Source organism: Chloroflexota bacterium (assembly GCA_013152435.1).
Classification (GTDB): Bacteria; Chloroflexota; Anaerolineae; order DUEN01; family DUEN01; genus DUEN01.
Genome location: JAADGJ010000101.1, coordinates 1 through 23219 on the forward strand (window position 1 = coordinate 1; position 23219 = coordinate 23219).

21 protein-coding genes are annotated in these 23219 nt (G+C 64.9%); 17 read left to right on the forward strand and 4 right to left on the reverse strand.

From position 1 onward, the window contains the following. The first annotated feature begins 15 nt into the window (after nt 1-15). The 8 genes from GXP39_14155 to feoB all read left to right on the forward strand — a co-directional run bounded on the left by GXP39_14155 (nt 16) and on the right by feoB (nt 8365). The gene (locus GXP39_14155; protein ID NOZ29175.1) at nt 16-309 is read left to right on the forward strand and encodes a hypothetical protein; all 294 of its coding nucleotides are present in this window, start codon (nt 16-18) and stop codon (nt 307-309) included. Between the two features lie 229 nt (nt 310-538). After that, entirely contained in the window at nt 539-1189 is a 651-nt protein-coding gene (locus tag GXP39_14160) for a TetR/AcrR family transcriptional regulator (protein NOZ29176.1), read from the forward strand. After that, on the forward strand, nt 1183-2301 hold the full coding sequence (locus GXP39_14165; protein ID NOZ29177.1) for an ABC transporter permease: 1119 nt from the start codon (nt 1183-1185) through the stop codon (nt 2299-2301). Before GXP39_14160 ends, GXP39_14165 begins: the two co-directional genes overlap by 7 nt. Continuing rightward, nucleotides 2301-3296 (forward strand): ABC transporter ATP-binding protein, encoded by a 996-nt coding sequence (locus GXP39_14170; GenBank protein ID NOZ29178.1) that lies wholly within the window; start codon nt 2301-2303, stop codon nt 3294-3296. Before GXP39_14165 ends, GXP39_14170 begins: the two co-directional genes overlap by 1 nt. After that, on the forward strand, nt 3293-4270 hold the full coding sequence (locus GXP39_14175) for an ABC transporter ATP-binding protein (GenBank protein ID NOZ29179.1): 978 nt from the start codon (nt 3293-3295) through the stop codon (nt 4268-4270). Before GXP39_14170 ends, GXP39_14175 begins: the two co-directional genes overlap by 4 nt. A gap of 84 nt (nt 4271-4354) precedes the next feature. Further along, nucleotides 4355-5032 carry a metal-dependent transcriptional regulator gene (locus tag GXP39_14180; GenBank protein ID NOZ29180.1) on the forward strand — a complete coding sequence of 226 codons (678 nt, stop codon included), beginning with the start codon at nt 4355-4357 and terminating at the stop codon, nt 5030-5032. Between the two features lie 35 nt (nt 5033-5067). Then, nucleotides 5068-6075, forward strand: coding sequence for a hypothetical protein (locus GXP39_14185; GenBank protein ID NOZ29181.1), 1008 nt, complete (start codon nt 5068-5070; stop codon nt 6073-6075). A 130-nt stretch (nt 6076-6205) separates the two neighbouring features. Then, nucleotides 6206-8365 carry a ferrous iron transport protein B gene (feoB, locus tag GXP39_14190; protein ID NOZ29182.1) on the forward strand — a complete coding sequence of 720 codons (2160 nt, stop codon included), beginning with the start codon at nt 6206-6208 and terminating at the stop codon, nt 8363-8365. A 76-nt stretch (nt 8366-8441) separates the two neighbouring features. Here feoB and uvrC read toward each other — a convergent pair whose 3' ends face one another. Further along, nucleotides 8442-10325, reverse strand: coding sequence for an excinuclease ABC subunit UvrC (gene uvrC, locus GXP39_14195; protein NOZ29183.1), 1884 nt, complete (start codon nt 10323-10325; stop codon nt 8442-8444). 194 nt (nt 10326-10519) lie between these two features. Between uvrC and GXP39_14200 the strand changes: the two genes are divergently transcribed. The 3 genes from GXP39_14200 (at nt 10520) to GXP39_14210 (ending at nt 14144) form a co-directional block, all read left to right on the forward strand. Continuing rightward, on the forward strand, nt 10520-12190 hold the full coding sequence (locus GXP39_14200) for an SIS domain-containing protein (protein NOZ29184.1): 1671 nt from the start codon (nt 10520-10522) through the stop codon (nt 12188-12190). 65 nt (nt 12191-12255) lie between these two features. Continuing rightward, on the forward strand, nt 12256-13299 hold the full coding sequence (locus GXP39_14205) for a sugar kinase (GenBank protein ID NOZ29185.1): 1044 nt from the start codon (nt 12256-12258) through the stop codon (nt 13297-13299). After that, nucleotides 13296-14144 (forward strand): HAD family hydrolase, encoded by an 849-nt coding sequence (locus tag GXP39_14210; protein ID NOZ29186.1) that lies wholly within the window; start codon nt 13296-13298, stop codon nt 14142-14144. Before GXP39_14205 ends, GXP39_14210 begins: the two co-directional genes overlap by 4 nt. Before the next feature lie 72 nt (nt 14145-14216). On the opposite strand, the gene GXP39_14215 is transcribed toward GXP39_14210, so the two are convergent. Together GXP39_14215 and GXP39_14220 are read right to left on the reverse strand one after the other, a co-directional pair. Further along, nucleotides 14217-14906 (reverse strand): DUF4013 domain-containing protein, encoded by a 690-nt coding sequence (locus tag GXP39_14215; protein ID NOZ29187.1) that lies wholly within the window; start codon nt 14904-14906, stop codon nt 14217-14219. Nucleotides 14907-15039: 133 nt separating this feature from the next. Then, entirely contained in the window at nt 15040-15879 is an 840-nt protein-coding gene (locus GXP39_14220; protein NOZ29188.1) for a DUF2085 domain-containing protein, read from the reverse strand. A 160-nt stretch (nt 15880-16039) separates the two neighbouring features. On the opposite strand from GXP39_14220, the gene def reads away from it, so the two are divergent. Further along, nucleotides 16040-16603, forward strand: a complete 564-nt coding sequence (def, locus tag GXP39_14225) for a peptide deformylase (GenBank protein ID NOZ29189.1) — start codon at nt 16040-16042, stop codon at nt 16601-16603. Nucleotides 16604-16708: 105 nt separating this feature from the next. On the opposite strand, the gene GXP39_14230 is transcribed toward def, so the two are convergent. Next, entirely contained in the window at nt 16709-17899 is a 1191-nt protein-coding gene (locus GXP39_14230) for a hypothetical protein (GenBank protein ID NOZ29190.1), read from the reverse strand. Nucleotides 17900-18476: 577 nt separating this feature from the next. Here GXP39_14230 and trpE point away from each other — a divergent pair. The 5 genes from trpE to GXP39_14255 form a co-directional block, all read left to right on the forward strand. Beyond that, on the forward strand, nt 18477-19958 hold the full coding sequence (trpE, locus tag GXP39_14235; protein ID NOZ29191.1) for an anthranilate synthase component I: 1482 nt from the start codon (nt 18477-18479) through the stop codon (nt 19956-19958). 191 nt (nt 19959-20149) lie between these two features. Further along, nucleotides 20150-21217: a tryptophan--tRNA ligase gene (gene trpS / locus GXP39_14240; protein ID NOZ29192.1), complete on the forward strand. Its 1068-nt coding sequence runs from the start codon at nt 20150-20152 to the stop codon at nt 21215-21217. A 44-nt stretch (nt 21218-21261) separates the two neighbouring features. Beyond that, nucleotides 21262-21861, forward strand: a complete 600-nt coding sequence (locus GXP39_14245; protein NOZ29193.1) for an aminodeoxychorismate/anthranilate synthase component II — start codon at nt 21262-21264, stop codon at nt 21859-21861. Nucleotides 21862-21952: 91 nt separating this feature from the next. Continuing rightward, entirely contained in the window at nt 21953-22969 is a 1017-nt protein-coding gene (trpD, locus tag GXP39_14250) for an anthranilate phosphoribosyltransferase (GenBank protein ID NOZ29194.1), read from the forward strand. Between the two features lie 101 nt (nt 22970-23070). Beyond that, the coding region (locus tag GXP39_14255; protein NOZ29195.1) for an indole-3-glycerol-phosphate synthase TrpC at nt 23071-23219 on the forward strand (149 nt) is incomplete at its 3' end.

Genomic DNA, 23219 nt, shown 5'->3' on the forward strand with positions numbered 1-23219 from the left:
AATCGGGAGCAGGGCGTGACTGTCGTGGTGGTCACCCATGACCCCCGGGTGGCGCGCAGCGCGCAGCGAATCCTCACCATGCAGGATGGTCGGATCGTCGATGACCATCGGGTGCGGGACCCTCTGGTGGAGGATTTGCGTGATCTAGCGCGCTCTCAACTGGGACAGTTGCTGTTGGACGGGCGGATAGAGCCGCTCGAGAGGTTGGGGCTGGGGCCGGGCGGCCCTCTGGCCGAATCCGCCCGCGTGCTGCAGGAGTTGCTACGCAGGGCGATGGACCCGGCCCAGGGGGGGGTAGTAGAGGGGTAGCCCGCCGAGGAGGCGGAGTGTGGTCCTGGCAAACAGGCTCCGGCTGCACGATCATCTGTGTGGCCGGGGCTTATTTCTTGACGCCCCCGTCTCCCCGGGGTATAATGAATTTGAGTGAGCGCTCACTCAAATTTGAGTCGGTCGGAGGCCGGTGGCTTGGGCGGGGGATGGAGGGACGCAAGGACAACCCCGTCGTCATCGGCCGTGAGCGTCCTGGGAGGAGGTTGCCGTGATCGAGGGGATGCGGAGGGATGAGAGGGCGGAACGCCGCGCGGCGGCCCGGGAGCGGCGTGTGGAGAGGCGGACGGCGCAGATCCTGGACGCCGCCGCCCGGGTGTTCGCTCGCAAGGGATTTCACCGGGCCACCACGCGAGAGATCGCGGCCGAGGCCGGCGTGTCCGAGGGCACCCTGTACAACTACTTCGAGAACAAGCAGGCCCTCCTGGTCGCCATGTTGGAGCGCCTGGCCGAGATCGAGGCGCTGACCCGCACCCTGGAGGCCGGGGAGGAGCCCCCCGATGTCTTCCTGCGAGAGGTGTTACGCCGACGGTTTGCGCTCTTCAGGCGCAATGTGGACGTGGTGCGAGCGGTCCTGCCGGAGTTGCTCGCCCAGGAGGAATTGCGCCATGCCTTTCTGCAGCGCGTGATCCAGGTGACGAAGGAGGCCCTGCAGCCGTATATCGAGCGGCAGATCGCCCTAGGGAAGCTACGCCCGGCCGATCCGGAGAAGATGACGCTCGTCCTGCAGGGGCTCTTCCTGGGCTTGATGGTCATGGATTTGAGCGGTGAGCCGGTCATCACGCAGGGCGACCCGGATCTGCCGGATCAACTGGCCGATCTGTTGGTTCATGGCCTGGGAGCAGGAGGGGAGACATGTTGACCCGAACGCTCTCCATTGCTCGCAAGGAATTCCTGCACATCATCCGTGATCCGCGCACGCTGGCCACCATGTTCCTGATCCCGATTATGCAGTTGATGTTGCTGGGCTACGCGGCCACCAACGATGTCGGACACGTGATCATGGCCGTGTTGGACTGGGATCGCACGCCCGAGAGCCGGGCGCTGATCGACGCGTATCGAGCGACGGATTACTTCATCCCCAGGTATTATCCGCAGAGCGAGGAGGAGTTGCGAGACCTGATGGATCGGGGCAAGGTGCGGGTGGGGCTGATTATCCCGCCCGGCTACGGGCGGGATCTAGCGCGAAACGGCACCGCCCAGGTCGGCTTTGTGGTGGACGGCTCCGATCCAACGGTGGCCAATACGGCGTATGCGGCCGCGCAGAGCGTGGGACAGAGCATCGCCCTGGAGATGATCCAGCACCGCCTGGGGGGACAGGCCGTCCATGGGCCGGAGGTGCGGGCCCGCGTCTGGTACAACCCGGAACTGAAGAGCACCAACTTCATGATCCCCGGCCTCATCGGCATGATCCTGCAGACGCTGGCGATGCTCCTCACCGCGCTGGCGTTGGTACGAGAGCGGGAGAAGGGCACCATCGAGCAGTTGATCGTCACCCCACTGCGGGCCTCGGAGCTGATCGTCGGGAAGATCCTCCCGTATGTCCTGGTCGCGTTCTTCGATCTGGGCGAGGTATTGCTGATCGGCACCCTCTGGTTCAAGGTGCCCATCAACGGGAGCGTGCTCTTGCTGGTGGAGCTGTCGTTGCTCTTCCTGGTGACCGCGTTGGGGATCGGCCTGATGATCTCCAGCGCGGCGCAGACGCAGCAGGAGGCCATGTTCCTCAGCTTCTTCACCATCGTACCCTCGCTCTTCCTGTCTGGCTTCTTCTACCCGTTGGACGCCATGCCGGCCTTCCTGCAGATGGTTAGCTACGCGATCCCGCTGCGCTACTTCCTCATCATCGCGCGCAGCGTGATCATCAAGGGGGTGGGCATCGAGGCGCTGCGTGAGCCGGTGTTGGCGCTCTGCCTCTTCGCGCCGGTGACGCTGACGCTGGCCGTGTTGCGCATGCGTAAGCAGACGGTGGCATGATGGAGAGGACTCGTCACGCGCTTACGGAACGCGATGTGGCTCACGCCGGGTATGCGATCGAGGCGGAGGGTTTGACCCGGCACTTCACGAGCGCGCACGGCGGCCGCCAGATCGTGGCGGTGGACGGATTGGATCTGCGCGTGCCGCGCGGCTGCATCTTCGGCCTTGTGGGGCCGGACGGGGCGGGCAAGACGACGACCATCCGCATGTTGTGCGGCATCCTGCCCCCCACGGCGGGCACGGCCAGGATCTCCGGGCACGATGTGGTTCGGGAGGTCGACCGCGTTCATGAATGCGCGGGGTACATGTCTCAGCGCTTCACCCTGTACGAGGACCTCACCGTCGAAGAGAACATCCGCTTCTTTGCGAACATCTTCGGCATCCCGCCTCGCCAGCGGGAGGAGCGCATGGTCCAGTTGCTGGAGTTCGCCGGCCTGAGCCCGTTTCGCCGTCGCCGGGCCGCGCACCTTTCCGGTGGGATGAAGCAGAAGCTGGCCCTGGCCTGCACCCTGATCCATGAGCCGGAGGTGCTCATGCTGGACGAGCCTACCACAGGCGTGGACCCGGTCGCCCGTCGTGATCTCTGGAAGATCCTCTACACGCTGCTGGGGCGCGGCGTGACGATCCTCGTCAGCACGCCATACATGGACGAGGCCGAGCGGTGCAACATGGTGGCGTTCCTTTTAGGAGGGCGGCTGTTGGCCGTGGGGACGCCGGACGAGTTGAAGCGGCGCTTCCCCTGGCGGGTGCTGGCGTTACGGGCCAGGCCGTGGGAGGCCGCCCGGCGCATCGCGCGGGATATACCCGGCGTGGTCGATGTGCAGGTCATGGGGGACGTGCTGCATCTCTTCGTGGAGGACGAGCGGATGGTTCGCCCCGCTCTGGAGCGGGCCCTTGAGGATTCCGACGTGGAGGTGCGCTCCCTGCGGTGGGTGTCTCCATCCATGGAGGATGTCTTCATGGAGCTGACGGCGCGAGCGGAGAGGGAGCGATGAGCACATCGCCCTATGCTGTGGAGGTCGAGGGGTTGACGCGTCGATTCGGCGATTTCGTCGCCGTGGATCACATCTCGTTCCGCATCCGGCGCGGGGAGGTCTTCGGCTTCCTGGGACCGAACGGCGCCGGCAAGACGACGACCATCCGCATGTTGTGTGGCATCCTCTCCCCCAGTGAGGGCACGGCTCGCATCCTGGGCATCGACGTGGCACGGTATCCTGATCGGGTCAAACAGCACATCGGCTACATGTCGCAGCGGTTCTCGCTCTATGAGGACCTGACCGTGCGTGAGAACCTGGAGTTCTACGCGGGCGTGTATCAGGTGCCGCGCCGGGAGCGCAAAAGGCGCGTGCGGGAGCTCATCGAGATGGCGGGGCTGACCGGACGCGAGCGAGAGCTGGCGGGGCACCTGTCCGGCGGCGTGCGCCAACGGCTGGCGCTGGGGTGCGCCATCCTGCATCGCCCGCCTATCCTCTTCCTGGATGAGCCCACCAGCGGGGTGGATCCCACCTCGCGGCGGCGCTTTTGGGACATGATCTATGGGCTTGCCGAAGAGGGCGTGACGGTGATGGTCACCACGCACTACATGGACGAGGCTGAGCGTTGCCACACCGTGGGGCTGATCCACCAGGGTCGGCTGGTCGCCCTGGGATCCCCTGACGATCTGAAGGAGACCCGGATGCGTGGGCAGATCCTGGAGATCGACTGCGAGCCCTCCATGGCCGCCATCGATGTGCTGATGCCGCTACCCGAGGTGCAGGAGGTCGCCCTGTATGGGCTGTTGTTGCATGTCACCGTCGCTGACGCGACCGCGGCGATCGGCCCCATCCGGGCGGCGCTGTCCGCGGCCGGCATCACCGTGCGCTCGTTGGAGCAGGTGTCGCCCACATTGGAGGACGTCTTCATCTCCCTGGTGCGCTCTGGACAGCGCTCCCCAGCGCAAGGTGGAAACGCTTCGGATCTCTCCCCTTGACAGGCTGCTATTCTCGACTATAATTTAGCACAGGCTAAATCTTGGATCCCGGCCTTTCCAGACGGGCACTATGGGCAGGCGAACATGCGCAGTCCGGCTGTGGAAGATTACCTGCGTGTTATCTACAATCTGCAGGAGCACGGCGTGGCGGCCACCACCACGGCATTGGCGGCAGCTCTGGAGGTGAGGCCGGCCTCGGTCACCAATATGCTCAAGCGGCTGGCCGCTCTGGGCTTGGTGGACTATGTGCCCTATCGGGGCGCCACGCTGCTCCCCGATGGTGAGCGCATCGCGTTGGAGGTGGTGCGACATCATCGCCTGCTGGAATTGTACCTGGCCGATGTCCTGGGCGTCCCCTGGGATCGGGTGCACGAGGAGGCCGATCGGCTGGAGCACGTGATCTCGGAGGATCTGGAGGAGCGACTGGCCGCCGCGTTGGGGGAGCCGATCGCGGATCCCCACGGCGACCCCATTCCCACGCCGGACTTGCAGGCCCGGGAGATGCAGGGGACGCCGCTTGATCGGTGTCCTTCCGGTCGGGAGATGATCGTGGTGCGGGTCGTCGAGCAGGAGCCGGGGACCCTGCGCCGACTGGCGCGATGGGATATACGGCCGGGGACGCGGGTGGTCCGATTGGAGGATCCCACGCCGGAGGGCCGTGTGCGCATTCGCGTGGGGGAATGTGAGCGCGTGATCGATTCGCGATTGGCCGGCCGGATCCTGGTAACGGAGCCGGCTGCCGACGATCTTCCCGCTGCCTGAGCTCGTCTCGCATGACATGAGAGGAAAGGGAGACTATGATCCAGATGCCCTTCTTCGTCGTGGCGCTTTTGATCGGGGTGATCCTTCTCGAAACGATCGCTCTCCTATGGCTCTATCGCGGCCGGCGGGAGATGCATCAGAGCCATCGACGTGAGGCGATGGAGGACTTCCTCAAGGAGCTGTACGACCTGGTGCCGGAGGGCCAGGCGATCGGGATGCGGCGGTTAGCCGATGCGGCGCACCAGGCGCCGTCCACGTTGGAGCGCATGTTGGAGCCGTTGGAGCGCGCCGGCTGGGTCGTGCGGCAGCCGGCGGGCGATGTTCGGATCACCGAGGCGGGGCGAGCGCGTGCGATTCAACTCACTCGGGCGCATCGACTCTGGGAGCGCTATCTGGCCGAGGAGGAGGATGTTCCCCTGGAGGCGGTGCACGCTGAGGCGCATCGGCGGGAGCATTCGCTGACGCCGGAGGAGGCTGATCGCCTGGACGAGCAGTTGGGCTTTCCCACGCGAGATCCTCATGGGGATCCGATCCCGGATCGCGAGGGGGAGATGCGGGAGAAGGTGGGCGATCCCCTGACGGCGTGGCCGGAGGGGAAGCCCGCGCTCATCACCCATATGGAGGACGAGCCGCCTGCCTTGTTCGCCCAGCTGCTCGCGATGGGGTTGTCGCCAGGCGTTCGCCTAGTCATCGAGCATCGTGAGGGAGACCGGCTGCGCGTCCGGTATGATGATCTGACGGTCCCCCTGGCTCCGGCGGCTGCCGAGCGCATCTTCGTCCAGGAGGCGCCCCCCGACGCGGTGCCGCTGAGCAGCCTGCGCGTGGGACAGCAAGGGGTCGTCGTGGAAGTGCAGGAGACGGGGAAGACGCTGCGGCGTATGCTGGATATGGGGCTGGTGCCCGGCGCGGAGGTGGAGGTCGTGCGCACGGCACCTTTGGGAGACCCCATCCAGTATCGGGTCAAGGGAGCCTCCATATCCCTGCGCCGGCGGGAGGCCGCGCGGATCCTGGTGATGCCGCAGGATGGCCTGCCGACGGATTAGGAAAGGGGTTGTCCTGCTTTCGCTGGTGTTTTCTCTCCGTCTCACGTTTCAGTGTGTGCTGCTCCGGACGTGGTTTGCAAGGCGGGGTATGGAAAGGGTCAGGATGGGAAGGGAAAAGGAGCGTTGAGGTATGATGTCGCATCACGCACATGCACAGGCGGTCCTGGCGGAGCTGGCGGGGGAGGGACGACGAGAGGATGTGATTGTCATCGCCTTGACCGGAAACCCGAACGTGGGGAAGAGTACGCTGTTCAACGCGCTGACGGGGCAGCGGCAGCACACGGGCAACTGGCCGGGCAAGACGGTGGCGTTGGCGTTCGGCGAGTTTGAGTTTCAAGGGGAGACGGTGCACGTCGTGGACCTGCCGGGCACCTATAGCCTGGCGGCTCAGTCTCCGGAGGAGGTGGTCGCCCGGGATTTCGTCATCCAGGGCGGCGCCGACGTGGTCATCGACATCGTGGATGCCACCAATCTGGAGCGGAATCTGAACCTGACGCTGCAGCTGCTGGAGCTGACGGATCGGGTGGTCATCGCGTTGAACCTGATCGATGAGGCGAAGCGCTCCGGCATCGAGGTGGATGCGCAGGCCCTGGAGAAGTTCCTGGGCGTGCCGGTGGTGCCCATCGTCGCCCGGGATGGCACGGGAGTTCCGGAGCTGATCGCCATCTCCTTGGATGTGGCGCGTGGTCGTCGCCCCACGCGCCCGATTCGCGTGGATTATGGGCTGGCACTGGAGCGAGCGATCGACCATTTGGCGGAGCGCATCCGCTCGCTGGGAGTGAACGGACGAAGCCGTTGGCTGGCGCTGAAGCTGCTGGAGGATGATCCGGAGATCACCACGGCGTTCCGGGTGGGAGATCTCTCGGCCTGCTGCCTGGCGCGTGAGAAGGACATCTTGTACGAGGAGGCGGCCGCGCCCGTAAATCCTGCCCCCGACTCGGAGCTGGCGACGATCCTGGCCGAGGCGGAGGCGATCGCGGAGGGCATGACGCCGGACGCTCGCGTGGAGATCGTGCGACGACGCTACGCCGTCGCGCATGAGGCCGTGCAGCGGACGGTGCGACGGTTCGACACCTTCGGCGCGGGGTTGACGGAGCGGCTGGATCGGATCATCACGCACCGCTTTTGGTCCTGGCCGATCATGCTGGCCATGCTGGCGGCTGTCTTCTGGATCACGATCAAGGGGGCGAATATCCCCTCGGAGTGGCTGGCGACCGGGTTTGACTGGCTGGCTCACACGACCCGTGTGTTGCTGCAGGGCATCGGCGCGCCCTGGTGGGTGGAGGGGTTACTGGTCGACGCCCTCATCGTCGGCTTGGGGGCGGTGATCAGCGTCATGCTCCCGCCCATGGTCATCTTCTTCACCCTCTTTGCTCTGATGGAGGATTGGGGCTTCCTGCCGCGGGTGGCGTTCAACCTGGACCGGGTGATGCGAGCCGTAGGCTCGCAGGGGAAGCAATGTCTGATTTGCGCCATGAGCTATGGTTGTAACATCACGGGCATCATGTCGGCTCGCATCATCGACAATGAGAAGGACCGGATCGTGGCCATCCTCACCAGCCCGCTGATCATCTGCAACGGTCGCTTCGGCGCGGGTGTGGTGCTGGTGATCATCCTCTTTGGCCAGAATGCCGTTCCCGTGATGATTAGCCTGGTCCTGCTCAGCCTGATGGCCGTCTTCCTGGCGACGTTCCTCCTGAACCGCACGATCTTTCGGGATGAGCCGGGCGGCTTCGTGCTGGAGCTGCCGCCGTATCGTACGCCGCAGATCGGCCCTGTGGTCTGGCGGGTGCTGGTGGACAAGGTGGCGGACACCATGGGGCGCGCCATCCAGATCGCCGCCCCGACGGTGGTGTTGATCTGGCTGATGGGGAACTTCCCACGCGGCGTGCCCTTTGAGCAGACGCCCATCGGATGGCTAGTGCGCCTGCTCGAGCCGCTGGGACGGCCGTGGCAGCTTAGCGGCGAGGCTATGGCCGCTCTGCTGTTCACCCTGCCGGCCAAGGAGATCGTCGTGCCCAGCCTGGCCATGACTTACGGCCTGCAGTCCAGCCTGGCGGATTCCCAGGCGGTATTGGATTATCTGGCGGCCAGCTGGACGCCGCTTACGGCGTACACGTTCATGGTCTTTTACATGTTGTATCTGCCCTGCCTGGTGACCACGTGGGCCACCTGGAAGGAGACGCGCAGCCTGAAGTGGACGGTCTTGGGCATCGTGGTGCCGCTGATCGTGGCGACCATCATCACGACGATCGTCTTCCAGGTCGGCCGTCTGATCGGGTTGACCTGAGGGTGTAAGGCTTTGACGGACGAACCCCCGGCTCTCTCGAGAGGCCGGGGGTCTTGCGTGCCGGATTGTCCCTGCCCTACAGATGGGCTTTGATCTGTTCGGCGGCGGCGCGGGTCATGCCGGGCACGGCCGCCAGCTCCTCCACGGAGGCCTGCCGGATGGCGTCCAGTGAGCCGAAGCGCCGGAGCAGCGCCTGTCGCCGCTTAGGGCCGATGCCGGGGATCTCATCCAGCGCGGAGGCCAACGCGGCCTTGCGGCGGCGATTACGCTGGTGGGTGATGGCGAATCGGTGCGCCTCGTCCCGGATGCGCTGCACCAGGTGGAGGGCCTCGGAGCCGCGCGGCAGGATTACAGGATCGGATCGGTCAGGGAGGAAGATCTCCTCGTGTTGCTTGGCCAACCCCACCACCGGCACAACCTCACGCAGCCCGTACTCCTCCAGCACCTCCAGCGCCACGTTGAGCTGCCCCTTGCCGCCGTCGACGATGACCAGATCGGGGAGGCGCGACCACACGGCATCTCGCTTGCGGGCCTTCTGGCCGGGATCGGGGCCTTCGGCGGCCTCCACGGCGCGACGGAACCGGCGACGCAGCACCTCCCGCATGGCCGCGTAGTCATCCGGCTGACCGGCCTGCCCCACCGATCGCACGTTGAACCGACGATAGTCCGACTTGAGGGGCACGCCCTTGGCGAAGACCACCATGCTTCCGACCGTGTGGGTGCCCTGTAGCGTGGAGATGTCGTAGCACTCGATACGGGAGGGCGGCGAGTCCAGCCCCAGGTACTCCTGCAGCTCCGCCAGCGCCTCCGTCTGCCGGTGGGTGTCGGCCTGCCATTGGGCCTGGAGCGCCTGTAGGGTCTCCCGGGCGTTCTCCACGGCCATCTGCACGAGCTGTCGTTTGGGACCGCGACGGGGCACCTTCAGGGTGACGCGAGATCCTCGCTTGGAGCGCAGCCACTGCTCGATGATCGGCCGCTCGTCCAGGTCCAGGGGGAGCAGGATGTGAGGTGGGATGTAAGCCGCCTCGTCGTAGAACTGCTTGAGGAAGGCCCCCAGCAGCTCGCCGTTCTCCTCCGTCGTGACGCCGTCCAGGACGAAGGTCTCCCGGCCGATCAGCCGGCCTCGTCGGACCTGGAAGACCTGCACGCAGGCCTCGTCCTGGCGGGGATCGTAGGCGAAGGCGACGACGTCCTCGTCCTCCTGTTTCCCGGAGACCACCTTTTGCCGCTCGACGATCCGCTCTGCCGCCTGGATCTGATCGCGATAGAGGGCGGCTCGCTCGAATTGCCAGGCCTCGGCCGCCTGCTGCATCTTGCGTTGGAGATCGGCCAGCACCGCGTCGGTGTTGCCCTCCAGGAAGTCACACAGCCCCTGGATGATCTCTCGATACTCCTCGCGGGTGACGGCGCCGATGCAGGGGCCCGCGCAGCGCTTGATGTGGAAGTACAGGCAGGGCCGTGCATCCTTTCCGGTGATCTCCCGGTTGCAGTCCAGGAAGGGGAAGACCCGACGCAGCGCGTCCAGGGTCTGGCGAACGGCCGCCGCCGAGGTGAAGGGCCCGTAGTATCGCGCGCCGTCTCGCGCCATGCGCCGCACGATGGTGACCTTGGGGAAGTCATCTTGCCAGTGCACCTTGATATAAGGATAATTCTTATCGTCCTTCAGGCGCACGTTGTAGCGGGGCTGGTAGCGTTTGATGAGCTCGTTTTCTAGGATGAGCGCTTCCAGCTCCGTGTCGGTGACGATCCATTCCAGGTCGGCGACATCCTGGACGAGGCGGCGCGTGCGCGCGCTGTGGCCGGCGGACAACTGGAAGTAGGAGCGCACGCGGCTTCGCAGGTTGACCGCCTTCCCCACGTAGATCACCCTCCCACGCGCGTCCCTCATCAGGTAGACACCCGTGCGGGAGGGCACCGTGTCCAGTTTGGCCTGGAGTTTCTCGGAAATTCGGCGAGCCATGCTAATATTTTAACATTCGGTCGGGGCCGGGTCAAAGCGCTCCGACGCAGGCGGCGTGTTTCCCTCCCCGTATGGGCTTGCTCCTTGACCCTGCCCGCGACCGGGCGCGATAATCGGGGGCGGGTTTGCGTTGCGTATTGCGTGTTGCGTGGGTGAACGGGGTTGACCTTCATCATCAGTGACAGGAGTGTCTTATGCCTTATCGAGCGTTGGAGTTGACTGGTATTCGCACCTATCATCTGGGTGAGCGACGGAACCTGGTGACCCTGGCCGATCTCATCGATCCGGACGCGCCCGCTCCTCCCTTCGATAACCCGGAGCTGGGCGAGGTGGCCGATCGGATCATCGCCGCCCGGGGGGCCGGCCGCCCCGTGATCTGGATGATGGGGGCCCACGTGATCAAGTGCGGCCTCTCCCGACTGCTCATCGACCTGATGGAGCGCGGCATCGTGACCCATGTGGCCACCAATGGCGCCGGTTCCATCCACGATTTCGAGTTGGCCCTCATCGGCGAGACCAGTGAGGATGTCGCCACCTCCATCGAGGACGGCACGTTCGGCATGGTGGAGGAGACCGGCGCCCTGATGCATCAGGCGCTGCGGGAGGGGGCGCGTCTGGGGATGGGCTACGGCGAATCCATCGGCCGTTTCATCGCTCAGGACGATCGCTTCCGATGCCGGGATATCAGCATCGCCTACACCGCTTACCGGCTGGGCATCCCCTTCACCGTGCATGCTACCATCGGCACGGACATCATCCACCAGCATCCGGCGTGCGACTTCGGCATCCTGGGGTGGGCATCCGGACAGGATTTCAAGATCTATTGCGCCTCCGTCAGCGAGCTGGAGGGGGGCGTCTTCCTCAATTTCGGGTCCGCCGTCACCGGGCCGGAGGTGTTCCTAAAGGCGCTGTCCATCGCTCGCAATCTGGGCCACACCGTCGCGCACATCACCACCGCCAACTTCGACCTGATCCCCCTGGGCGATTATCGCAGCAAGGTGGGCATGGACGACCCCGCCTATTATTACCGACCGCGCAAGAACATCGTCAATCGTCCGACCTCATTGGGCGGCAAGGGATTCCATATCACAGGGGATCATCGAGAGACCATCCCGAACCTGCATCATCGCGTGGTGGACGCCCTGGATCGGGTGCCGGTGCCCTCGCAACGTTTGGAGATCAGCGACCCGACCCAGATGCTGGCCCGGGAGTTCCCCGCCGCGGCGGCTCAGCTCGATGCATTGGTGCAGCGCTCTCCCGCGTTGCAGGTGGTCGCGCCCGCGCTGGCCCGCGCGTTCATCCTCATCGCGCGCAGCCTGGAGCGGGGCGGGATCCTCTTCCTATGCGGCAATGGGGGCAGCATGGCCGACGCGTTGCATATCTCCGGAGAGCTTCTCAAATCGTATGCCCGCCCCCGTCCCCTGCCCGAGGGGATCCGTCGGCGCTTTGCAAACGTCCCGGAGGGCCGCTTCGTCTCCAAGCATCTGGAGGAGGGGCTGCGCGCCGTCGTCCTAGGCGCGAACCTCTCGCTGGCCAGCGCGGTGGATAACGATAACCCCCAGCGCGCCATGGGGCTGGCGCAGGAGCTGTACGCGCTGGCGCGGCCGGGCGATGTCCTGTTGGGGATCTCCACCAGCGGCAGCGCTCGTAATGTCTGTCATGCGGCCCAGGTGGCCCGCGCGCTGAACCTGAGCGTGATCGCGCTGACCGGGGAGCGGGAGAGCGAGCTCGGCCGGCTGGCCGATGTCGCCATCCAGGCTCCCGGCCGACGCACCGATCGCGTGCAGGAGCAACACGTCCTGATCTATCACACGCTCTGCGCCATGTTGGAGGATCACTTCTTTGGGACAGGCGAGGAACGGTAGGCGAGGGGCGAGCGCTTTCGTCCTTCGGTTTCCGTCTTTCATCCTCGAGAGGAGAGGATATGGACATGAGCACATTGACCTTCCAGCGCCTGGAGGAGATGCTGTCGGCGTTGGCTGGAGCTCGCGTTCTGCTCATCGGTGATCTGTGTCTGGACGCTTACTGGTACGCGGATATGACCCGCTCCGAGCTGTCCCGGGAGACGCCGCGGTTTCCGCTGCCCATCGTGACGGAGACCTACAGTCCCGGCGGCGCGGCCAACGTGGCGGCCAACCTGGCCGCGCTGGGGGTGGGGCACGTTCAGGCCATCGGCGTGCTGGGGAATGACTGGCGCGGGGAGATCCTGATGCGTGAGCTGGCGGATCGGGGCATCGACCTCTCCGCCGTGGTGCGCTCCCTCCAGCGCACCACGCCCACGTACATCAAGCCCATCCGGCGGGGCTACGGCGATGTGGAACAGGAAGACAGCCGCCTGGATTTCCAGGACTTCGCCCCCCTGCCGGCGGATCTGGAGGATGCGGTGATCGAGGCGGTGCGCGGCGCCATCGCGGCCGCTGATGCCGTCATTCTCGGCGATCAGTTGGACCCTGGCGTGATCACGCCGCGCGTGCGAGCGGCGCTCATCGAGATGGCCGCGGCCGATCCGGAACGTCCCTTTGTGGTGGACTCCCGCAAGCATATCGGCGAGTTCCGGGCGATGATCCTGAAGCCCAACGAGCTGGAGCTGGCTCAGGCCATGGCCCCCGACCGGAAGGGGGTCATCGATCGATCCATGGTGGAGGAGATGGGCCGGGCGTTGGCCCGTCGGTCGGGACGCCCTTGTTTCGTCACGCTGGGATCGGACGGCGCGCTGCTCTGTCGTGAGGATGGGACGGTGCATCTGCCCGCCGCTCCGGTGCGCCCGCCGCTGGACATCGTGGGCGCGGGGGATGCCTTCCTGGCGGCTCTGGGGGCCGCGCTGGCTGCCGGGGCCGCGTTGGAGGAGGCAGGGAGCCTGGGCAACCTGGCCGCGGCCGTGGTGGTGGAGAAGCTGAATCAGACCGGCACCGCCTCTCCTGACGAGTTGCGTGAGCGGCTGGAGCTGGCCCAACGAGTGGAGGACGCCTCATGACGCCCTTCGACTGGCTGGAAGTACTGAATCCGAACGTATCCCTGGGACATATTCGACACGCCCTCTTCGACTTCGACGGCACCATCTCCACCATCCGACAGGGCTGGGAGGGGATCATGCGGCCGTTGATGGTGGAGATGATCTGCGATGGCGCCGATGTGCCGCCCGAGCGGCGGGAGGCCATCGAACGGGAGGTGGCGGAGTACGTGGATCGTTCCACCGGCATCCTGACCATCCGGCAGATGGAGTGGCTGGCGGAGGCCGTGCGGCGGCATGGCCTGGCGAGGGAGCCGCGCTCGGCTCGGGAGTATAAGGCCATCTACAACGAGCGGCTGCTGCGGCCAGTGCGAGAGCGCCTGGGCCGCCTGGAGCGCGGCGAGGTCACCGTCGATGACCTGATGATCGCCGGCGCCCGTCGTTTCCTGGAGCTGTTGGTCGAGCGGGATGTCATCCTCTATCTGGCGTCGGGGACGGATCACGAGTACGTGATGGAGGAGGCCGGCGCGTTGGGGATCGTCCACCTGTTCTCAGGCGGAATCTACGGCGCCCTGGACGAGACCGAGGCACATGACAAAGCTCGTATCATCCAGCGCATCCTGGATGATCACGACCTGCACGGGGCCGAGCTGGTGGTGGTGGGCGATGGCCCGGTGGAGATCCGAGAGGCGAAGGATCGGGGGGCGCTGGCGTTGGGCGTCGCCTCGGATGAGGTGCGCCGGCGCGGCTGGAACGAGCGAAAGCGACAGAGGCTGATCAACGCCGGCGCCGACCTGCTGATCCCGGACTTCACCCAGGCCGAGACGCTGGCCCGGATCCTCTTTGGGGAGCTGGCGTTGCCCTCTTGAAGGAGGGCGGTGGGAGAAAAGAGGGCCCGACCTCTCGGCCGGGCCCTTTCTTTATGCCACCAGGCGATCGTATCACACGGTTGCGGAAGGGATTTCCGCCGGGGCCTGTGCCTGCCGTGCGACCTGGCCGAACAGGTGGAACTCCACCATCGCCGCCCAGAAGCCCGCGAAGAGCAGGCCGATGCCGCACAGGAGGGTGCCGACGATGGCGCCCACGAGGCCGGCGACCATGCTCCCGATCAGGGCGACGATGATGCTGCCGATGTGTTCCCGGGTGAAGGCGAAGATCTCCCCGAATCGGAGCCCGGAGCTGATCTCCTCCGTCTCGGCGAAGAGGTTGAGGATCCCCGGGACGGCCAGCGCCAGCAGGATGCTCCAGATGGTGGAGATGCAACTGAGACAGATGGAGAGGATGGCGGCCAGTCCTTCCAGATCCGTGTTGCCCAGGAGCGCGGAGAAGAGGGCGGAGATAACCGCTATCACGATGATGGGTAGGCTCCAGATCAGAAAGATGACGAAGAGTTTAAGACCTGTGACCGCCTTGTCTCCCCAGTTGTCCCATCGTGGCAGTGGATATTCCACGCCGTCTCGTACGTTTTTGAAGAGTTCGACCGCGTAGCCCTGAAGAACGAAGAAGAAGAAAAAGCCGATGAGGATCGGGGAGAGCAGAACCCCTCCCAGGACCATGAGGCCGCCGATGAGGACCTTCGACGTCCACTCGGGATCCTCGAAGACGAAGGTGAGAGCCTTGCCGATGTCCATGAGTTTCCTCCTGATGAGCTGCGATCCGTTGAGCGGCAGACGGGAGATGGAACCGGTTCGATTATAACAAAGAGCGCGTAAGTCTGCAATGCTCCGTGACTACCAGGTGGCTGACGTTTAGACGACGGGTGGTCTAGAAGGGAAGGCCCAGCCAGCGAGATAGGGCGCCCCGTATCAGGTTCAGAGCCAGGATCTCCATCAGGGCCAGCGCCAGCCCGGGCACGAGCACCATCGCCGCGTCCCCCCAGGTCTCGGCCACGCCGTCCCTGCGCAGCGCCAGCGCCACGATCATGGTGTTCACCATGGTCAGCAAGGCCAGGACGCCCAGGACGCTGAGGAGGGCGGCCGGGTATAGCAGCGATGCCCATTCGCTCCGTATCGCCAGGACGATCAGCGTCGACAGGAGCATCCATCCCAGCAAGTCCCGCCAGCCTCGCAGCGTAGGTTGAGCCAGAGGGCGACGCCATACGGTGAGGTTGAAGAAGGGGAGGAACAGGGCCGTCAGCGCCATGCCCTCCAGAGTTCCTGTGGCCAGGCGCAGAAGGTTGCTCGGCTCGTATAGGTGCGGCAGGCCCGGGAAGAAGGTCAGGTAGGAGTTGAGGCCGTCGAACCCCCAGATGGCGAGGAAGGCCAGAAGCATCGCGAGGATGGAGCGCCGCGGCAGTTGCCCGGCGCGGATGCGGCCTGTGGCCGCCAGCCACAATAGCCCGCCCAGCGCGGCCAGGTACTGTCCGCTGCATCGGGCGCACAACGGCAGCGGCCGCCCACCGAGCACGTAGGTGCGATCGAGGATCTGGTGGCAAACCGCGTACCCGACGCGGTCTGCCTTACTCAGCAGGCCGCCGGGAGCGACGATGATGATCCCGAGGATGATCAGGAGGGAGATGCCCCATAGCAACCGTTGGGTCGGCGAGTGAGCTTCGCCCCCTCTCCCCGCCTCCCCCGTCGATGATTTTCCTGTTTCTGTGGTCATTGTGGGCTCCTGCTGGATTATAAATCGGGAGGGGGGCTTTGGGAAGTGGTAGAATGGGGCGATTGGCGGGATGTGCCACCGATCGTGCCCGTGTTTGACCTCTCACGCTCGTGGAATTATAATCGACTATGTTGTGAAAGTGGTGTAGAAGGGGTGCTATATGGCGGTGCGCCAGATTATCACGATTGAGGACCCGATCTTGCGCCAGCGATCGCGCAAGGTGCGGGAGTTTGGTCCGGAGCTAGGGCAGCTCATCGACGATATGATTGAGACGATGCGGGAGGCCCCTGGGGTGGGATTGGCGGCGCCGCAGGTGGGTGTGTTGCAGCGCGTGATCGTGGTAGAGGTGCCCAAGGACGAGGAGGATCCCGAGGCGGGCACCCTCTTGTATGAGATGGTCAACCCGGAGATCGTGAAGGCCGCCCGGGAGATCGTCGAGGGGGAGGAAGGCTGCCTTTCCATTCCGGGCTACGTGGGCGACGTGCCGCGTCATACCATGGTGGTCGTGCGTGGGCAGGATCGGTTTGGCCGCCCGGTGCGCGTGCGAGCGCATGGGTTCCTGGCCCGCGTCTTCCAGCATGAGATCGATCACCTGGACGGGGTGCTATTCATCGATCGTGTGACGAGCCCGGAGAAGATCCGCAAGATCGAGCCGGAGGAGGAGTTGGAGGGAGAGGCCGCCGAGGCCGCGGCCGCCATGGAGCTGGCCGATTCGGGCTCTTGAGGGGCACGGGAAAGCGCACACGGGCGCCGGGGGCTCTTCCCCGACGCCCGTTTTTGTTTCCCGTGGATCGTGTGCGGGAGCCCGTGGGCCGATCGGTCCGGGGGGTTACTGGAGCAACCTCCGGATGATGGTGCCCACCCCCTCGACCCGGTCGAGGATCCGGCCCGAGTCGGCGTAGTCGATGCCCATGCCCACCGCCCACGTGATGACGGCCAGGTATGCAACAGCGGAAAGGAGCATGGCCTGGGTTCCCAGGACGGTGGTGAGCAGTCCCCCGATCAGCGTGACCGTCCGGGCTGCCTGCGTGATCAGGTCCACGTGATTGTCGAAACGGGTGCGCAGGAGCTTGATCTCCGTGGCGGTCTGGTCCAGCTTCTCCACCGTCAGGCTGGGCTGCGCCAGGGCCGTCTGTGCCAGTTGCTGGGTATCCTCTACGGCCAGTGCCCAGCGCAACGTGGCATCGAGCTGATCCCCGCTCAGCCACCGCCGCAGCATGTTCTCGATCTTTTCCTTCAGCGAGTCCAGCGCCTCCTCGCCCAGCCAGGAGGTCAGTGCCGTGATCGCCTTTTTCAGCCGGTCGACACCCAGCCGAATCAGACGCCCGAGGTTGGGGATCTGTTCCAGCTCCAGCCCCAGCATCTGGAGGGCCCGGAGGACCGCGTCCTCATCCAGGCGGGAGAGCGCCTCCGCGCAGGCCATGATGGCCTGGTGAACACCCTCGACCAGCGCTTCCAGCGTCTCGGAAGTGACGGCCTGGAACGTTTGGACGGCCTTTTGCAGGGAGAGGGATCGGAAGGCCTCCACCTCTGGCGCCTCGGCCGGACGGAGCATCCCGCGGGTGGCGGAGGGTGGCTGGGTGATCGGCTCCGTCAGCGGACGTCGGAGCGCCCGCGTCGTCTCCTCCAGCGCCCCCAGCGCCTCGGTCAGCGATGGAGGTGTGGTGGCGATGGTGCGGGAGTCCGGCGTCGTAGGTTCCCCCTCGCCCACCGCCTGACCTGCCGCCACGAGCACGTAGGCCACCTGGAAGTCCGTCACCAGGCTGGCCAGGCCGTCCACGCTGACCCGTTCGGCCTGCGCGGCCGATCGGGTAGTGCCCAGGCGGCCCAGCATGAACATGTGATACCGCTCGCTCGCCTGATCGTAGCGGGTGTAGGCTTGCTCCATCTCCGTGATCGCGAACTCGATCGCGGCCGGGTCGCTCTCGGCCAGTGCCTCCTGCAGATCCTGTCCTGCCAGCACGAGAGTGCGAGCGCTCAGTAGAAAGTCGCTGGTATACAGGACGTGGCTTTCGGGCATCTCAAGACTCCTTTCACATGGAGGGGAGATCCACGGGATTCTGGTTTCCAGAGAGAGGCGTTGTTGCCGTGGAGCATTATAGAGGCGCATGTGAGGAAAGTCAATCGTTTGACAGAAGTCGGGGAATATGGCATAATCCGCGTGCCAATTGAAGAGTGTAACAACTGTGAACCGGAAGAGTAGCCGCCAAAGCGGGCTTCAGAGAGCCGGGGTAAGGTGTGAGCCCGGTAGCAGCGCAGGCGGTGAATGGGCCGGGGAGTTGGGGACCGAAAGGGAAACCGAGTAGGCTCCTCCGGAGACTCCACCGTTATCTGGGAGCTGGGTATCGGGCGGCGCCAAAGGCGCAGTCGGCCCCGTACCTGTAGAGTGAGGCTGGCGAACGGGATCCCTCCGTGCTTCACGGGGGATTTTTCATTTCCCGGACGCCGCCTAAGCAGGGTGGCACCGCGGGGAACGCATATCGTCCTCGTCCCTGAGCGAATCGGGGCGAGGATGTTTTTTTAGGCGAGTCAGCGAATGAGCGGATCAGCATCTCAGTGTGATGCGGGATGCGCTGTTCCGCCCGGAGGGTGAGAGGATGTATCATCCGAGTTTGGACGAGTTCAAGCGATTGGCCGGGCGTGGGAACCTGGTGCCGGTGTATCGAGAGCTGCCGGCCGACCTGGAGACGCCGGTCTCGGTCTATATCAAGCTGCGGAACGGTGGGCCGTCGTTCCTGCTGGAGTCGGTGGAGAAGGGCGAGCAGTTGGGGCGATACTCGTTCATCGGCGTGCAGCCGCCGATGACGCTGTTGTGCAAGCGCGATCGGGTGCGCCTGACGTCCGGCGGGGGCGCCGTGCTGGAGGAGAGATCCGGCACGGACCCGTTCACTGAGCTGCAGAAGGTGTTGGAACGGCGTCGTCCTGTCCAGTTGCCGGGGCTGCCTCGCTTCACCGGTGGCGCGGTGGGATACTGGGGGTACGATACCGTGCGTTTCATCGAGCGGCTTCCGGAGACGGCGATTGACGATCGTCCCGACCTGCCCGATGCCGCCTTCCTTCTAGCCGATAATCTGGTCGTGTTCGATCATGTGCGCCATCGGTTGCTGGTGCTGGCCAACGCTCGTCTGGAGGGGGACCTGACGTCCGCGTATGTGGAGGCGGTCGCCCGGATCGAGGGCGTGGTGGATCGGCTGCGCCAGCCGTTGCATGTGCCGAGGCTGGAGAATGTGGCCACCGACGATCCGTGGGAGTCGAACTTCACCCAGGATCAGTATGAGGAGATGGTGCGCGTGGCCAAGGAGTACATCGTGGCCGGCGACATCTTCCAGGTGGTGCTCAGCCAGCGATTGCGCCGTCGCACTCGGGCGGATGCGCTCACCATCTACCGGGCACTGCGCATGTTGAACCCGTCTCCCTACATGTTCCTGCTGGAGATGCCCGGCGATGTTCGGCTGATCGGCTCCTCGCCGGAGATGCACGTGCGGCTGGAGGGGCGCATGGCCTATCTGCATCCGATCGCGGGGACGCGCTGGCGCGGCGAAACGCCCGAGGAGGACGCCCGGCTGGCGGAGGAGCTCCTGGCGGACCCCAAGGAGCGCGCCGAGCATGTGATGTTGGTGGATCTGGGGCGTAACGATCTGGGCCGGGTGTGCGAATATGGCACGGTTCAGGTCCCGGTCATGATGACGGTGGAGCGCTATTCGCATGTCATGCACATCGTATCGGACGTGCAGGGCGTGGTGCGGCCGGATATGAACGCCTTTGATCTGCTGAAGGCGACCTTCCCCGCCGGGACCGTGTCGGGCGCCCCCAAGGTGCGGGCTATGGAGATCATCGAGGAGCTGGAGGGGATACGCCGGGGGCCATACGCGGGCGCGGTGGGGTATGTGGACTACGATGGCACCATGGACACCTGCATCGCCATTCGCACCATCGTGATGCAGGGGGACGTCTGCTACATCCAGGCGGGGGGCGGCATCGTAGCCGACAGCGAGCCGACTTATGAGTATAATGAGACGATGAACAAAGCTCGCGCCCTGGCCCTCGCCGTTGAACAGGCGGAGCGGGGGTTGGTGTAGGCGGGGGGCGAAGAGCGATTACGTTTTACTCCTTACGTTTTACGCATTCCTGTCAGGTGGTGCACATTGAGCGTAGGGGGTAAAGCGTAAAGCGTAAAACGTAATACGTAAAACGTAATACGTAATACGTAACACGTAATACGTAACACGTACTGCATCACCCTGACAAAGTCGTCTAGGAGGGATCACTTATGGAGCGCAAACGAGTTCTTACGGGAGATCGGCCCACGGGCAAGATGCATTTGGGGCACTACGTGGGAAGTCTGGTCAATCGGGTCCGCCTGCAGGACCAGTACGAGTGCTTCTTCCTCATCGCCGACCTGCATATGCTCACCACGCGGCCGGGCAAGGAGGACATCGAGCGGATCGCCGAGAACGCCCGGGAGATGGTGTTGGACTACCTGGCGGTGGGCATCGACCCGGCCAAGTCCACCATCTACCTGCAATCGGCCGTGCACGAGGTGTATGAGCTCAACTTGCTCTTCGAGATGTTGGTGACGGTGCCTCGTTTGAGCCGGCTTCCCAGCTTGAAGGACATGGCTCGCGCGGCGGATCTGACGGAGATGCCCTTCGGGCTCCTGGGATATCCCGTGTTGCAGGCGGCCGATATCCTCATGCCGCGAGCCCATCTGGTCCCCGTCGGCAAAGACAATGAGGCTCACGTGGAGATCACCCGGGAGATCGCCCGTCGTTTCAATTACCTGTATGACGAGGTGTTCCCCATCCCGGAGGCCATGATCGGGGATGTGCCCACGCTGGTGGGGATCGATGGCAAGGCCAAGATGTCGAAATCGCTCAACAACGCCATCTTCCTCTCGGACGACGCGGCGACGGTGCGCAAGAAGGTCTTCCGCATGTACACGGATCCGAACCGCATCCGGGCCGACATCCCCGGCCGGGTGGAGGGGAATCCCGTGTTCATCTATCATGATATCTTCAACCCGAACAAGGAAGAGGTGGAGGACCTGAAGGAACGCTATCGCCAGGGCCGCGTGGGGGATGTGGAGGTCAAGGAGAAGCTGGCCATCGCCCTTAATAACTTCCTGGATCCCATCCGGGAGCGGCGGGCGGAGTTCGCCGCGCGATCCGGCTTCGTGGACGAGGTGATTTACGATGGCACGATGCGGGCGCGGGAGGAGGCCAAGGAGACGCTGATGCTGGCCAAGAAGGCGATGGGGCTCGCAGGCGTATGGAACCGGATCAGTCGAAAGGCGGAAAGGGCGAAGAAGAAGCGGGCGAAAGAGGCCGCTGCGTCTTAGGCGGCTGATTTGCCAACTTATGGCTCCGGGCCGAGGAGGTCATGATGATTGCGGTGATTGATAACTATGACTCATTTACGTACAACCTGGTGCAGTTCCTGGGCGAATTGGGCGCGGAGCTGAAGGTCTGGCGCAACGATCAGGTCACGGTGGAGGAGATCGCCGCGGCGCAGCCCTCGCACATCGTGATCTCGCCGGGGCCGGGTACGCCGGAGAAGGATAGCGGCGTTTCCAACGAGGTGATCCGCCGGCTGGGGCCACATATCCCGATCCTGGGGGTGTGTCTGGGGCAGCAATGCATCGGGTATGTGTTCGGCGGCCGGGTGACACGCGCCCCGCGACTCATGCACGGCAAGACGTCGCCGATCTACCATACGGGCAAAGGGATCTTCGATGGGATCCCCAGCCCGTTCACGGCCACCCGATACCATTCGCTCATCGTGGCGGAGCCGGTGCCGGAGGAGCTGGAGGTCACCGCCTTCACCTCTGAGGGGGAGGTCATGGGGCTACGCCATCGGCAGTATCCCATCTTCGGCGTTCAGTTCCATCCGGAGTCCATCCTGACCGAGTATGGGCATGATTTGCTGCGTAACTTCCTGGCTGTGAAGGTGCACGCTGCGCAACACGCCGCACGCAATACGTAGCACGCAACACGCAACACGTAACACGTAACACGCAACACATGATACGTAATGCGTAATTGCGTGTTGCATAATGCGTAGGGGGAAGGGGACGATGAAAGAGGTGATCGCGAAGTTGCTGGACCGGCAGGATCTGTCGCTGGCGGAGGCCGAGGCGGCGATGGATGTCATCATGTCCGGGGAGGCCACACCCGCCCAGATCGGGGCGTTCCTGGTCGCCCTGCGCATGAAGGGCGAGACGGTGGAGGAGATCGCCGGGTGCGCCCGATCCATGCGCCGCAACGCGGTGCGCGTGCCGATACAGCATGAGGGCCCGATCGTGGACACATGTGGCACCGGCGGGGATCGCTCCGGGACCTTCAACATCTCCACCACGGCGGCCTTCGTCGTGGCCGGCGCGGGGGTGCCCGTTGCCAAACATGGCAATCGCTCCGTCTCCAGCAAGTGCGGCTCGGCCGATGTCCTGGAGGCGCTGGGGGTGAACATCCAGCTCACGCCGGAGCAGGTCGCCCGTTGCATCGATGAGATCGGGATCGGCTTCCTGTTCGCCCCGAATTTCCACCCGGCCATGCGCTATGCTATCGGTCCCCGCCGGGAGCTGGGGGTGCGCACCGTCTTCAACATCCTGGGGCCGCTGACCAACCCGGCCTTCGCCACGCATCAGGTGCTGGGCGTGTACGATCCGGCGCTGACGGAGGTCATGGCCCGGGTGTTGACGGAGATGGGGAGCAAAGCCGCGTTCGTCGTGCACGGCGCCGACGGCCTGGACGAGCTGTCCACCACGGGCGTCAATCGGGTAAGTCACATGCGTGATGGGCAGGTGGAGACGTTCGAGCTGGATCCGGCCGAGCTGGGACTGCCCCGGGCCTCGCTGGCGGATTTGCGCGGCGGCGACGCGGCGGAGAACGCGGCCATCTGCCGGCGTATCCTCTCCGGCGAGGAGCGCGGCCCGCGCCGGGACGTGGTGCTCCTGAACGCGGCCGCGGCGCTGGCAACGGGGACCGGCGATCTGCGCGTGGGGTTGGAACGGGCCCGGGAGGTGCTTGACTCCGGCGCTGCCCTGCGTAAGCTGGACGCCTTCGTCGAGCTCTCGCAATCCTTCAGGGAATAAAAGGTGCAGCCTCCGCCATCTATCGTCTGTCGTTCGTCATACGGGCGCGATGGCGATAGAAGCTTGTGGAACGCTGTGTGGTCTCACTGGGGACAGAAGATATGGCGAAACGACGTACCCGGCTGTTGCAGGAGAAGGGGCGGATCCTAGAGGAGATCATGCGCTGGAAGCGGGAGGAGCTGCCCAAGCGCAAGCGGGAAACTCCCCTCGCTGACTTGCAGGCGCTGGCCGCGGTGGCGCCCCGCCCGCC